This window comes from Desulfovibrio simplex (assembly GCF_055387835.1).
The window spans coordinates 3,487,070-3,500,515 of the sequence record NZ_AP042377.1; the positions used below are offsets into that span (position 1 = coordinate 3,487,070).

Below are 13,446 nucleotides of genomic sequence, written 5' to 3' on the forward strand. Positions count from 1 at the left end.
GGCCTCCGGGAGTACGCATGCTCCGGGAGCGGGGCTTTCGGGCAATCTTGCCATGCGGGCTGCCAGGGGCAGACGACGCTGCGACGGCGTGCCCGGCTGCCGTAACTGCCGTGCCGTAAATGTTGCGAATGGCCGTTCTCAACGACAATTCGCCTGGAGCAGTTCACGAGTGAAACGAGTTAACTGCTCTGCAAGGATTTTTCTGAAAATCCTTGCCACGAAATGCGAGCAGGCAGGTTTTTACCCGCCGTGCTCGAGCATTTAACGTGTTAAATGCTCCAGGAACGCTCTGATTAAAGAGCCTCTTGGAAGCGCGCAGTTATTTCGTTTGGCAAGGCGCGATCTTTTTTTGAAGCAGGAGTGGACTCTTCCGTCCTCGACTGTTTCAAAAAAAGTGAAGCAACGACGCCAAACGGAATAAATCCGCGTTTCCCTAGAGCAATTTCACTTTGAAATTGCTCTGGCGGGTGCGGAAGCAGACGCCCGCCGCAGAGGTGTAAGCGCAGTTTATCTGCGCGGTTAAGCACCGAAGCGAGCGTATCTTAAACTTTGAAAATGTACATTCTCAAAGTTAATCTGCTCTAAACGATGCGCGGCACCATGAAGTATTCGCCGTCAGCCTCGGGGGCATTGGCAAGCACTTCCTGACGGGTGCGCACATGGGCGGCCACGTCTTCACGCACGGCGGATGTATGCTGCGCCGGGCTGTACAGGGGTTCAACGGCGCTGGTGTCCACCTTGGCGAGCACATCCATATAGCCAAGGATGTCGCCCAGTTGCCGGGCAAAAAGCTCCTGCTCCTGCCCGCTCAGACTGAGCCGTGAAAGTTCGGCCATGTGGGCCACTTCTTTTGAACCGATGCCTTTATTCTCTGCCATTATGAAGTCCTTTGTCCGGCCCGGCGGCAATTGCCGCTCGCCGGGCCAACGATGGTGTTCTAGAGGTGTGAGGGCAGACTGAGCTTGTACGAGGGACGCGGCGTGGTGCCGATGGGCTGGAGCGTGGGCTGTTGCCCCGCGCCCGGCGTAACGGGATTGCCCGTCGCGTCCACAGGGGGCAGGCCCTGCATGCGCAGCGCGGACTGTTGCAGGATATTGCTGTGGGTCTGGCGGAAGTCTTCCAGAACAACGGGCACCATGCCTGTGGGCGACACGCCGAAGATGAAGAGCTTCTGGTGGGCCACACCGGCGTTGTCCCAGGTGATGGGAGCCATGCCCCAGACCATCTGCGAGGCGCGCTGCACGCGAGCGGTTATTTCCGGCGAGCTGAGGCGCGTATTGAGGCCGAGGCTCACGGCAAAGCGGGTGAAATCATAGCCAAGGGCCGTCCAGAAGTCCAAGCCCGGCGCTTGCAGGGCGCGCGGGGCGCGGGCAGGGTTCCAGGCGGCGGGAAAGACCGCGAGAGCATATTTTTCAGGCATGTTCACCACCTTGCCGGAGAGCCCCTGCTCCCACAGCGTGGTGCCGAGCAGCACCAGACGGTCTTCGCCATTATAGAGCAGGCTTGTGGTCAGCATTTCCATATTCTTCCACGAATCGGGAAGAAACAGGGCTTCAAAGGCCGTCTGCGGCACGGGCGTGCTGCTGCCCTCGGGCGTCTTGGCGTTGATGAGCGGCGCAACAGCGGCACTCCATGATGTGGAGTCTCCCGGATTGTATGAGGCCTTTTGCAGAGCCATATTGCGCTTGTAGAGGCTCTGCTCCAGAAGGCCCGTCATGCGCGCGCCGTAAGCGTCGCTGGGATAGAAGGCCCCGTAGCTGCGTATGTTCAGGTCGTCAGAGGCAAAGCCGATGAGGGCATCGATCTGGTCCTGGGGACTGGGGAAAAAGCGCCAGGCGCGCGTGCCTTCGTCGCCCTGCTCAAGGGACGGCAGAAAAGTGAAGAGCGCGCGTTCGGTCGTGACGCCCGCGTTGCGGGCCTGGGCGTAGTTGGAGGCCTGAAGGGGGCCGCCCACCACGGTGCAGGACGGCGGCAGGGCCTTGAGCTTTTGCAGCCAGTCAGCAGCGGATGTATTGATTATTTCAAGGCGCATGTTGACGCCATTGGCAGCCATTTCCTTCTGGGCCATCTGGGCGCCCTGACGGATCTTGCTCCCAATGGGCGCATACGGCCCTGAAGAGGGCAAAGCCAAAGCCACACAGGTTCCGGGGGCGACAACCGGCTTGGCTGGGGCCACAGGGGCGTCCTGCCCGCTGAAAGGCATCTTGCAGGCGCTGAGGCTGCCGAGCAGCACAAGCGTCAGAAGGCCAAGCGTCAGGCGCGCGAGGGCGCGGCAATACGTCGTGGATGTACGCACTGTATCCTCCGACAGGATAGGTATTACACGGGCGCTTGTCATGCCCGCGAAAAGCAAAAGGTCTGGCTCACAGGGAGCCAGACCTTTTTAGTACAGTGGAGGCATTGAGGCAAGTTCACCTGCGTTCACCCAAGTCCGGGCGGTGGCCGCCCCGCCGTCAGGCCGGTGGGCCGCTCGTCCGCCGGTGGGCGCGGGCGCAAGCGCCCGCAGCCGTAACCGGAAAGTAAACCTTGGGCAACTCTGCTGCCAGCTGCTCCTGGCGTGCTTATTTCTTCACTTCGGTGTAGTCGGCGTCCACCACGTCGTCACCGGCATTGCCGTGAGACTGGCCTTCAGCCGCACCCGGCTGCGGGCCGGGCTGGCCGCCCGCCTGCTGGGCCTGCTGCTGGTAGAGCTGTTCGGCCAGCTTGTGGGAGGCCTTGGCGAGCTCGTCCGTGGCGGTCTTGATGGCAGCGGCGTCTTCGCCTTCCATCAGCTTGCGCAGGTCGGCCATCTTGGTTTCAATATCGCTCTTTACAGCGGCGTCAGCCTTGTCGCCCAGGTCGGCCAGGGACTTTTCGGTACCGTAAATGAGGCTGTCGGCATGGTTGCGGGCTTCAATAAGCTCCTGCTTCTTCTTGTCTTCATCGGCGTGGGTTTCAGCCTCGCGCACCAGCTTCTGGATGTCGTCTTCGGACAGGCCGGAAGAAGCCGTGATCTTGATGGACTGTTCCTTGCCGGTGCCCATGTCCTTGGCGGACACGTTGACGATGCCGTTGGCGTCGATGTCAAAAGACACTTCGATCTGCGGCACGCCGCGGGGCGCCGGGGGAATGCCCGTAAGGTCAAAGCGGGCCAGGGTCATGTTGTCGTTGGCCATGGGCCGTTCACCCTGGAGCACGTGGATGGACACCGAGGGCTGATTGTCCGAAGCCGTCGTAAAGACCTGGCTTTTGCGCGTGGGGATGGTGGTGTTGCGCTCGATAAGCTTGGTGAACACGCTGCCCATGGTTTCAATGCCGAGGGAAAGCGGGGTCACGTCGAGCAGCAGCACGTCCTTCACGTCGCCGCTGAGGATGCCGCCCTGGATGGCGGCGCCCATGGCGACCACTTCGTCAGGGTTGACGGAGCGGTTGGGCTCCTTGCCAAAGAACTTGCCCACAACCTGCTGCACAAGGGGCATACGGGTCATGCCGCCCACGAGGATGACTTCGTCGATCTGGTTGGCGGACATGCCGGCGTCGGCCAGGGCCTTCTTGCAGGGCTCGATGGTGCTGTCCACGAGGTCGCCCACAAGGGATTCCAGCTTGGCGCGGCTGATCTTCATGAGCATGTGCTTGGGGCCGTTCTGGTCAGCCGTGATAAAGGGCAGATTGACCTCGGTTTCCATAGAGGTGGAAAGGTCTTTCTTGGCCTTTTCGGCGGCTTCCTTCAGGCGTTGCAGGGCCATGCTGTCCTTGGACAGGTCAATTCCGTTCTCTTTCTTGAACTCTTCCACCAGGAAGTTGATGACGCGCTGGTCGAAGTCTTCGCCGCCCAGGAAGGTGTCGCCATTGGTGGCGCGCACTTCAACAACGTTGTCGCCCACTTCCAGAATGGAAATATCAAACGTGCCGCCGCCAAGGTCGAAGACCGCGATTTTTTCGTTGGCCTTCTTGTCCGCGCCGTAGGCCAGCGAGGCGGCCGTGGGCTCGTTGATGATGCGCTTTACTTCAAGCCCGGCGATACGGCCCGCGTCCTTGGTGGCCTGACGCTGGGCGTCATTGAAGTAGGCCGGAACCGTGATGACGGCTTCGGTAACTGTTTCACCCAGGTAGGCTTCAGCGTCGGCCTTCAGCTTGGCCAGGATCATGGCCGAAATTTCAGGCGCGCTGTAGGTACGGCCGTCCACCTCAACGCCCGCGTCGGCATTGGGAGCTTTGACAATGGCGTAGGGGCTGTGTTCCTTCCAGCGGTCAACTTCGGGGCTGTCAAATTTGCGGCCCATCAGACGCTTGATGGCGAAAATGGTGCGCGTGGGGTTGGTAACGGCCTGGCGCTTGGCAATATCGCCCACAAGGCGTTCCTTATCCGTAAAAGCCACCACGGAAGGGGTGGTGCGGCCGCCTTCAGGATTGGTGATGCATTTGGGGTCCTTGCCCTCCATGACGTAAACGCAGGAGTTGGTGGTACCCAGGTCAATACCGATAATTTTGGACATATGGTGATCCTCCTCGGGGAAAGCTTTTCTCTTGTAGTTTCGCGCAGCGACCGGGTCGCCCTCTGGGCCGCGCAGAACGGCGCGCGCGACAAATTCTGGCAGATGGCTAACCAACTGCGAGGTATATGTAAGTCCTTCTGGCGGGTCGTCCAGAGCATTACCGAAAAAAAACAATAAAAAGTATGCGCTCGGGAAGCCGGAGGAGGCGTTTTTACCCCCTTTTTTGTATTTGACCTTTCTTTCTCAATATTGGTAGTGAATTAATTAACTTAACCGTGTCACGGCAGACACATAACCAGGAGGAGTAAAGTGAACATCGGCAGACGTGATCTTATCTGCGGCCTTGGCGGGCTCGCAGTGGGCGGAGCTATGCTCGGATTGGGCGGTGCTGAGGCCAATGCTGCTGGGCAGACGCAGCAGGCCGTGGGCCGCTTTGACCAGGTTGGAGGAGCCTTTGGTTGGACGCCCCACAAACTCGACCCCCAGGAATGCGCAAAGGTGGCTTATGAAGGCTACTGGCATAAGGGTTTCGGCTGTGGTTTTGGCACGTTTTACAGTATTGTCGGCCTGATGGGCGAAAAATACGGCGCGCCGTACAATCAGTTTCCCTTTGCCATGCTTGAGGCCAACAAGGGCGGCATTTCCGATTGGGGCACCATTTGCGGCGCTCTTTACGGAGCCGCGTCCAGCTTTTCGCTGTTCTGGAGCCGCAAAGAAGTGCGCCCCATGGTGAACGAGCTGTTCCGCTGGTACGAAGTCACCAAGCTGCCCGTGTATAATCCCGGCGACGCGGCCCAGGGCTTCAAGGGCGAGCAGCCCATGAGCAGTTCGGATTCCGTGCTCTGCCACATTTCCGTATCCAAGTGGTGTTATGAAAACAAGATTGAGGCCGACAGCAAGCAGCGTAGCGAGCGTTGCGGCCGTCTCACCGCGGACACCGCTTTCAAGGCCGCGGAAATCATCAATGCCAAGATCGAGCAGGGCAAGGATTTCAAGAGCAGCTTCCCCATTCAGAAGTCCGTGACCTATTGTGGCGAGTGCCATATGACCAAGGGCAACGATGCCAACTGGGCCAAGGGCGTCATGGACTGCACCCCCTGCCACAGCGGCGTGTCCGCCACGCAGAACAAGTTTGTGAACCATCCCTAGAGCAGATTGACTTTGAAATGTTTCACATTTCAAAGTTTTCATTCAGCCGAAAAATGCGATTTGCGGCTGAATCCACGCCACGTTGTGGCGCGCTGCACTCTCGTGTAGCGTTAGAGCATACACTTTTTTAAAGTTAAAATGCTCTGGCGCGGTGCCGGGATGATGGATTGATGGTCAAGGGCGTCGGCAAACGGCCCTGACAAGTTGACATGGGGCGGCCTTTCCGTGTGGAAAGGCCGCCCTTCGTATGGATATTCGTCAAGATACGCTGCTGTCATGAGCGCGGCGGCATGGAGCTGTTCTTCACATAACGCCCCTGCACCATGAAGATTTCCGCTGAGCGCGGTGCAATCCGAACATAGGATGAAATTCACATCATAGTGGTTGTCCTTTTGGTCGCAATCGCGCTGAAAGGCGGGGAGAAAAATGGTTTTGGCCTGAAAAAACGAGCAACATCCACTGGAAATCACCGGCGGATGTTGCTCGTGGGCTTATGGCCCGGATTTGCGCGCGTAAAGTGCGGTCTGACGTCAAGTGTGGGCCGTTCTGCGACGCGGCCTGTTATACTCGGACGGCATGCGTTTTTGATTCCGCCTCTTCGGCGAGGGTCTGTTGCTTGTCTTCCTGGCGGATGACGTCCAGGATGCCCGTAACAACATTGACCTGCCCGGCCATGTCGCTGACCTGACGCGCGGCCAGGTCCATGGCCCCGGCGATGTGGGCGCTCAGGGTGTTTACTTCAGCGATGTTGCGGTTGATTTCTTCAGAGGCGGCGGACTGTTCCGTAGCTGCGGCGGCAATGGCCGAAACGCGCGAACTGGAGTCGCCAGCGAGGTTTGAGATGCGCTCCAGCGACTGGCCGGATTCTTCGGCCATTCGACCGACCTCTTCAATGGAAGTCACGGTGCTGTCCACAGTGGTGGAACTTTTGCCGGTGCCTTCCTGAATGGTGGCAATGGCGGTTTCCACCTCGCGGGTGGCGCTCATGGTTTTTTCAGCCAGCTTGCGCACTTCGTCGGCCACCACGGCAAAGCCGCGTCCGGCCTCGCCTGCGCGGGCAGCCTCAATGGCGGCGTTGAGCGCCAGCAGGTTGGTCTGGTCGGCAATGTCGCGGATGAGCGTGAGCACCGTGCCGATGTCCTTGGCCTGCTTGTCCAGATCAGCCATGTCGCCCTTGAGCCCGCTGGACTGCTGCTGCACGCTCTGCATGCGCTGTATGGTGCGCAGCACTATGCCCGCGCCGTCCTGAGCATGCCCCTGCACCGAGGTGGCGGCTTCCGCCGCGCCTTCGGCGTTGTGGGCCACTTCAAGAACCGTGGCGTTCATCTCGTTCATGGCCGTGGCGGTTTCAGCCATGCGGTCTGCGGCTATGCCGGCCTTGTCGCGCACATCACCCAGCGAGGCGTTGAGGGTGTCGGCCGCCTTTTGCAGATGCGAAACCACGTCCTCAAGCTGCGTCACGGTGGACATTCTGGCCTGATGCGCGGCGGCGGCTGCCTTTTTTTCAAGAAGCACTTTTTCAGTAATGTCTTCGCCTATTTCCACATGACCCACTGTTCTGCCCTGCGAGTCCTTCAGGTAGTCCAGCATGATCTGCATGGTCTTGCCGTTGGGCATGTGATTGATGACCCTCTTGTTGCCAAGGCGGAGCTGCTCAATGCCACATTCGGGCGTGTTGCAGATGTTGCCCTGCTTTTCAGAGCAGTGCTTGCCCACCACGTCTGACTGACAGGTTTTTTGCATGCTTCCGAGGGCATTGGCATTACAGAACGTCCAGACCATGTCGTTGTCCGTGACGGAAACGGACAGGGGCAGGGTATTGAGTATGCTCTCGTACCAGTGGGTCTGATCCTCAAGCTTTGACACCATAATGCGCAGGGATTCGGCCAGGTGGCCGAGACAGTCTGTGCGGTACACATCAAGCTTGGCGTCTTCGTGTCCGGAGGAGATGGCTTCGGCGAACAGCACGCATTTTCTTATGGGTGAAAGCCAATTGTTGATAAGCAGGGCTCCAACCGCGCCGATGAGCGCAACCACAGCCATGCCGCCGAGCAGCGCTTTCCACAGTTGCGGCGAAGAAAAGCCGTCACCCAAAACCAGCTTGAAGCTCGCAAGCATGGCGGTACAGGCCAGGACAAGGCTTATAATGAAAAAGATGATCATGCGAAGGCTGAGGGTAAGATTCATACGGTCTATCCTTGAGTGCCCGTTACCGGAGTCACAGGTTGTGGAGGAAAGGTCAGTGGCGCCTGTGAAGCGGTGTTATGTCGTACGGGCTGTCCACCGATTCAGCCCGAACTGTAATGTTGCCCCATTACCAGAGAGTTTTTTGTACCCGGAACTACAGTTAAAGTTTGACTTCCCGCATGCCTGCCTCTCCTTCGCCGTGCGAGAGGCCACAAACCCGGAGACCTGTGTTTCGCGCGAACATTCGGCTATTGAATAAAATATGGTTTGTCTGAAAGTAGGGTAAAAGAGCAGTGGCCGCAAGTGTCAAAAACGCATAGCTTGACAGATAAACAATTTTTTTGCCGCGCGCATATTGATGCTATCGGACATGCCCAAAAAACATTTATAGCTTGTCATTTGCGAACATGAGTTTTTGTATTAAAAACAAGTAGGGCTCTAACCAAGAAGCGTTGTCAGCGCCATGACCAGACAGACCCCGCAAATACAGGAAACGGAAGCGGCGTTGCCGTTGCCGGAGGCATTGGCCTCAGGAATGACTTCTTCAAAGACCACATAAATCATGGCTCCCGCGGCAAAGGCCAGGGCCACGGGCAGTATGCCCGCGGTCACGCCTGCGGCCAGAGCCCCGGGCACAGCCCCGATGGGCGCGGTAACGCCGGAAAGCATGCCGTAGAAAAAGGATTTTTTGGCCGTATAGCCTTCAGCCCGCAACGCGGTGGACACAACCATGCCCTCGGGCAGGTTTTGCAGCATGATGGATACGGTGAGTACCAGGGCCGTACTCATGCCGAGGCTTTCAATGTTGCCGAGCATGGCGTTTTCAGCAGCGGCCGCGCCATAGCCCACGCCGATGGCAAGCCCCTCGGGGATGTGGTGCAGGGCCATGGCCGTCACCAGAAGCACGCTACGCCTCCAGCGGGTGGAAATGCCCTCGGTGGTGCCCTGAACCAGGTGCAGGTGTGGCAGGGCGCGGTCAAGCAGCAGAAGAAAGGCCGCACCCAGCATAAGGCCGAAAACCACAGGTATAAAACCAAGGCGGCCCATATGCCCGGCCATTTCCATTGCGGGTTGCAAAAGGCCCAGGAACGCCGCGCCCAACATCATGCCGCCAGCCGCGCCGAGAAGACAGTCCATGGCCTTACGCGAAAATTCACGGCGGGTGAAAATAAAGGCGGCCCCCAGTGTTACCGAAAGCCAGGAGAGTATGCCCGCCACAAGGGCTTGCGCCAAGGGATGCAGAATAAGGGATTGAGCGGAAGAGCTGGCCAGTTCCATCTGGACCTCCCGGTTGTCGAAAAGATATTTTTGGCAGGGGACGCGGCGGGCGAACGCCGTCGCGCGTGAAAATCCGGGGATGCCAAGGCGATTCTTTCTGAGCGATTTCGCCAGGGCAATTTTGCCATGGCGTCGTCACCAGCGATGCTGCCGCCATCTGTAATGTTCGTCCGCCGCAAGCGGCTGCCGCAGGAATATCCGGGCAGCGTGAGAGGTCTCCGCCTGACGCCGCAACGTGGCGCGAATTCTGCCGGAAAGCGCATTTTCGGCAGAATGGCAAATTGAACTGTGAAGCATTTCAAAGTTACTCCGATCCAGGGGCAGCGGCTTCAGCCTTTGCCTCCAGGCCCCGCGGATATTTTCTGCGCAGTGCCCAAGGAGTCCACACAAGAAGGCCGCATGCGTAATGCCGCGGCTTGTCCCATGCGACCACTGCCGCCATCCGTAAGGCTCACAGTTGCCAACGGCTGTCTCAAAGGCAGCGCTGCCGTGTGCCGGTCTGGCGTGGTGCTGTGCCCCGCGTGCCGCAATCCACGCGCCGCAACCTTTGGGAATGCCTGCTTTCAAAGGCACTCCACTCAAGGCTATGTGAGATCCTGCCGGTACTGCAAGGACTGCCGCAGGGTTTCCCTGTCCATATACTTTACCTCGGCTCCCAGCGGGATACCCTGGGCGAGGCGCGAAATCCGCACCTGCGGAAAACGCTTGGACACCATCTGTCGTATGAAGGTGGCCGTGTTCTCCGCCTCAAGGGTGGCGCCAAGGGCCAGGATAAGCTCCGCAATTTCGCCTTCTTCAAGGCGGCGGACCAGCCTGTCGGTATCAAGGCTTTCAGAGTCCATGCGGTCCAGCGGGGCCAGCAGGCCCCCCAGAATCATGTATTGGCCCCTGTAGAATCCACCCTCGTCAATGGTCAGCATGCTGTCCCACTCGGTGACAAGGCAGAGCGTGTCCCGGGCGCGCTCGACATCGGCGCAGACCGGGCAGGGGTCTGTGGACGAGAGGCCCCCGCAGCGCGAGCACAGGTGCAGATTGTCACGCAGGTCGTGAATGCCCCGGCCAAGACGGCGCGTTTCGGCCTCGGGCCACTTGAGCAGCGCCATGGCCGCGCGCATGGCGGATTTGGGGCCAAGGCCCGGCAGACGCGCGAGCTGCTCTACCAGGGCCTTGAGCGGTTCTGGAATGCGTTTGTTCATGGACCTAGAAAAGACCGGGCAGCTTGATGCCGCCGGAAATGTTGCTCATTTCGCGGTCCATGGTTTCACGGGCAATGCGCCCGGCCTCATTGACGGCAGCAAGGATGAGGTCCTGCAGCATTTCCACATCGCCGCCTTCCAGTGCCTTGGGATCAATGGTGATCTTGCGCAGTTCCTGCTTGCCGGAAACCTCGGCCTTGACCATGCCGCCGCCACTGGTGGCCTCATAGCTGTGTTCGCCCAGTTCCTGCTGGAGTTTGGCGATCTTATTCTGCATGACCTGCGCCTGGCGCAGGATGTCATTCATGTTGCGCATGGGACTCTCCTTACATATTCAAGTTGTTACGGCCTACTATAGTGGCGCGGATGTCCGGGCGCGCGGTGCTGCCGCTGTGCAGGGGCAGGCTGCCGGGTTTCGCCGGACGGGCTGCTGAACATCGTGATAATTCAGGGCATTTTGACGGTTTTTACGTCAGTATGCCCGCAACGGGTAGACGTGCCGTCCGTCGCAATATTTCATGGGTTCCACCGAAACCCGCGTTTGGCCGATGCCGGTTCTGAAACGCGCAGCATTTCAACCTTTATCCGGTCTGGTAGAAAAAACCTGCTTTGCAAAATCCTCAAAGAAATCTCCACTTCTGGATTCCGAACCCGGCAACAGGTCGAAAAAACAGTTGGGGATCTCCCGCAACTTGAGGTTTTTGCTGATACATGGCGCACACCCTTTGTCGTGTTTGGTGGGATGCAGGGGGCAGTCCATATTTTTGCACGAACAGAATGGGCTTATGTTGTTCATGCCGTCTCCTGAGCTGTTTGTGTGCCCACAGGCAGGATGACCGCCTGTTCCATATCTGCCAAGATCACGATTCTATGGGGCGGCAGCCCTTCACTGAAGCGTTAAGTACTTCAAGGCAGGGTTGCAGCGCCTCTTTGCGGCTGAATTCCGCAATAAGCTCGGCTTCGGGCCGGTGCGGTTTCGGCGGGATGATTTCCATCCGCGTATCCGCCGCGCCAAACGCGGCCAATGCCGCATACAGCGCTTTGCTCTGTTTTTCAAGCTGGTTCAGCTGGGTTTCCGTTCTCGGTTGCAGCCGTAGAGTGTCGTCCTGCCATTGCACGCCGATTCCGCGAAGGATATACGGCGCGGGAGCGGGGCGCGCGGCTGCCTGCTCGGCAATGCAGAATTCATAAAAATCCTGCCAGTTGCGGCTGGAGCCGCCCGTCGGCCCGGGCGCAACGGCCGTTGGTCTGGCCGCAGGGGCCGCTGGCATTGCAATTTCGCTGCCGGGACCGGCACCGGCCCAGGGAATCCCGCCGGAGGGCTCAGCCCCGGAGTCATCGTCAATATCCCCATCCGCATAGGGCGGAGCGCCCCATGCGCCGTCAGCGTCGTCGCCCCACGGGGCGTCGTCTTCCACCGGGGCGGCGGGCTTTTTCGGCGTGGGGGCCGCGCCTTCTGGCGCTCCTGAGGCGCTGCTGTTGCCAGTGCGAAAATCGTTGTTCTGTGAAGGGCCGCCTGCGGCAGGATCAGAGGCTTCGGCCTCTTCCCCGTCAGCGGCAGGGCCGGGAGCCGTGGCCGCGTCACGCGGACGCGACGGGCTTCGGCCCGCGTTCTGGGCGGAGTAGCCGTTGCGGGAGGCTTCGCCCCCGGCATGGGGCGGCTGGGCTGCCGCGAGCCCGGCGGGCTGGCCCGAAGGCTGCTGGCTGGCGGCGCGGGACGCCGGGGCTTGCGTCTGGCCCGCGGGTTGGCCTGACGCATGATCTGATGCCCGCGCTGACGCCCGCTCTGATGCTTGTCCTGATGTCTGCCCTGAAGTTGGGCCTGAAGTTGGGCCTGAAGTTGGGCCTGATGCTTGCCCCGAAGTCTGGCCCGAATTCTGGCCTGAATTCTGGCTTGATGCCTGTCCGGGAGCCTGGCCAGTCATTTGCGCGGGCGTCAATTGTCCCACGGGCAGCAGTTGCGGCAGCATGGCCAGGTTGAGCAGCAAGAGTTCAAGGGCCGCCGCCGGTTCCGGGCTTTGCACAATGCCGCGCTGCGAATCGAGCGTCATTTGCCATGCGGCGTGCAGGTGCGCGGTGGAAAAACGCGGCGCGATGCTCTGCCACAGGGCGGCTTCGTCAGCGGGCAGGCGCAGGCTCGGCAGCATGGCCTCGCCGCCCTGGCGCAAAAGAAAAAGATTGCGCAGGTTGCCCGCCAGTTCGCGGATGAAAAAGCCGATGTCCACGCCCTGCTGCAATATCTGGCCGCAGAGGTCGGCCACGGCCGCGCAGTCCTGCGCGTGCAGGGCCGTAAAGAGATTGCCGAACATTTCCTGCCCGGCCAGGCCGAGCACCTGCCGTGTGGCGGCTGCCGTCAGTTCCGCCCCGCCGAGGGCCAGGGTCTGATCCAGCAGGGACATGCTGTCGCGCACGCTGCCAGCGGCCCGACGGGCCAGCAGGCGCACGGCGCTTTCTTCAAAGCTGACGCCTTCCTTGCGCAGCACGCCGGAAAGATGCTCCACCAGCGCGTCTTCGCCCAGATGGCGAAAAACAAAATGCTGGCAGCGGCTCACAATGGTGATGGGAAATTTGTGCGCTTCCGTGGTGGCGAAGATAAAGACCACGCGCTCCGGCGGCTCTTCCAGCGTTTTGAGCAGGGCGTTGAAGGCGTTGCGCGTGAGCATGTGGGCTTCGTCGATGATGAAGACCTTGTAGCGGCCTTCCATGGCGGCGTAGCCGATGGTTTCGCGCAGGGAGCGGGCGTCTTCAACGCTGTTGTTGGAGGCGCCGTCGATTTCGGTGACGTCCACATGGATGCCCTGCGTGATCTTGCGGCACTGGGCGCACTCATTGCAGGGTTCCGGGCCGGGCGCGTGCTCGCAGTTGAGGGCCTTGGCGAAGATTCTGGCTATGGTGGTCTTGCCCACGCCGCGAGTGCCGCTCAGAAGATAGGCGGCGGCGGGCCTGTCCTCGGCTGCGGCGCGGGAAAGGACGGCCTTGACCATGTCCTGTCCCGCCACCTGGGCAAAGGTCTGGGGGCGGTAGCGCGATGCGAGGGAAAGATGTTTCATGTGTTTTTGCGGGCGCGCCCGGCAGGGCCGGGCGCGCCGGTATACCTGGGGAAACGCTGATTTATTTCGTTTGGCGGCGTTGCTACACTTTTTTTGAAACAGTCGAGGACG

10 protein-coding genes are annotated in these 13,446 nt (G+C 59.9%); 1 reads left to right on the forward strand and 9 read right to left on the reverse strand.

Annotation, left to right across the window (positions count from 1 at the left end):
• Positions 1-581: 581 nt before the first annotated feature.
• The 3 genes from gatC to dnaK form a co-directional block, all read right to left on the reverse strand.
• On the reverse strand, positions 582-878 hold the full coding sequence (gene gatC, locus ACZ5DH_RS14185; RefSeq protein WP_464254893.1) for an Asp-tRNA(Asn)/Glu-tRNA(Gln) amidotransferase subunit GatC: 297 nt from the start codon (positions 876-878) through the stop codon (positions 582-584).
• 59 nt (positions 879-937) lie between these two features.
• On the reverse strand, positions 938-2,296 hold the full coding sequence (locus tag ACZ5DH_RS14190; RefSeq protein ID WP_464254894.1) for a penicillin-binding protein activator: 1,359 nt from the start codon (positions 2,294-2,296) through the stop codon (positions 938-940).
• Positions 2,297-2,561: 265 nt separating this feature from the next.
• On the reverse strand, positions 2,562-4,475 hold the full coding sequence (dnaK, locus tag ACZ5DH_RS14195; RefSeq protein ID WP_464254895.1) for a molecular chaperone DnaK: 1,914 nt from the start codon (positions 4,473-4,475) through the stop codon (positions 2,562-2,564).
• A gap of 309 nt (positions 4,476-4,784) precedes the next feature.
• On the opposite strand from dnaK, the gene ACZ5DH_RS14200 reads away from it, so the two are divergent.
• On the forward strand, positions 4,785-5,624 hold the full coding sequence (locus ACZ5DH_RS14200; protein ID WP_464254896.1) for a split-Soret cytochrome c: 840 nt from the start codon (positions 4,785-4,787) through the stop codon (positions 5,622-5,624).
• Positions 5,625-6,185: 561 nt separating this feature from the next.
• Here ACZ5DH_RS14200 and ACZ5DH_RS14205 read toward each other — a convergent pair.
• From ACZ5DH_RS14205 to dnaX, 6 genes are all read right to left on the reverse strand, one after another.
• On the reverse strand, positions 6,186-7,811 hold the full coding sequence (locus tag ACZ5DH_RS14205; RefSeq protein WP_464254897.1) for a methyl-accepting chemotaxis protein: 1,626 nt from the start codon (positions 7,809-7,811) through the stop codon (positions 6,186-6,188).
• A 438-nt stretch (positions 7,812-8,249) separates the two neighbouring features.
• Complete coding sequence (locus ACZ5DH_RS14210; protein ID WP_464254898.1) at positions 8,250-9,089, reverse strand: ZIP family metal transporter; 840 nt, start codon at positions 9,087-9,089, stop codon at positions 8,250-8,252.
• Positions 9,090-9,673: 584 nt separating this feature from the next.
• Positions 9,674-10,285, reverse strand: coding sequence for a recombination mediator RecR (recR, locus tag ACZ5DH_RS14215; protein WP_464254899.1), 612 nt, complete (start codon positions 10,283-10,285; stop codon positions 9,674-9,676).
• Between the two features lie 4 nt (positions 10,286-10,289).
• Positions 10,290-10,601: a YbaB/EbfC family nucleoid-associated protein gene (locus ACZ5DH_RS14220; protein WP_291303442.1), complete on the reverse strand. Its 312-nt coding sequence runs from the start codon at positions 10,599-10,601 to the stop codon at positions 10,290-10,292.
• 258 nt (positions 10,602-10,859) lie between these two features.
• Complete coding sequence (locus ACZ5DH_RS14225) at positions 10,860-11,081, reverse strand: DUF6485 family protein (RefSeq protein ID WP_464254900.1); 222 nt, start codon at positions 11,079-11,081, stop codon at positions 10,860-10,862.
• 64 nt (positions 11,082-11,145) lie between these two features.
• The gene (dnaX, locus tag ACZ5DH_RS14230; protein WP_464254901.1) at positions 11,146-13,335 is read right to left on the reverse strand and encodes a DNA polymerase III subunit gamma/tau; all 2,190 of its coding nucleotides are present in this window, start codon (positions 13,333-13,335) and stop codon (positions 11,146-11,148) included.
• Between the last annotated feature and the right edge of the window lie 111 nt (positions 13,336-13,446).

Bases quoted from the DNA above. Each gene is read 5' to 3' on its own strand.
- gatC (WP_464254893.1), bottom strand. From the start codon at position 878: ATGGCAGAGAATAAAGGCATCGGTTCAAAAGAAGTGGCCCACATGGCC.
- dnaK (WP_464254895.1), bottom strand. From the start codon at position 4,475: ATGTCCAAAATTATCGGTATTGACCTGGGTACCACCAACTCCTGCGTT.
- ACZ5DH_RS14205 (WP_464254897.1), bottom strand. From the start codon at position 7,811: ATGAATCTTACCCTCAGCCTTCGCATGATCATCTTTTTCATTATAAGC.
- ACZ5DH_RS14210 (WP_464254898.1), bottom strand. From the start codon at position 9,089: ATGGAACTGGCCAGCTCTTCCGCTCAATCCCTTATTCTGCATCCCTTG.
- recR (WP_464254899.1), bottom strand. From the start codon at position 10,285: ATGAACAAACGCATTCCAGAACCGCTCAAGGCCCTGGTAGAGCAGCTC.
- ACZ5DH_RS14220 (WP_291303442.1), bottom strand. From the start codon at position 10,601: ATGCGCAACATGAATGACATCCTGCGCCAGGCGCAGGTCATGCAGAAT.
- ACZ5DH_RS14225 (WP_464254900.1), bottom strand. From the start codon at position 11,081: ATGAACAACATAAGCCCATTCTGTTCGTGCAAAAATATGGACTGCCCC.
- dnaX (WP_464254901.1), bottom strand. From the start codon at position 13,335: ATGAAACATCTTTCCCTCGCATCGCGCTACCGCCCCCAGACCTTTGCC.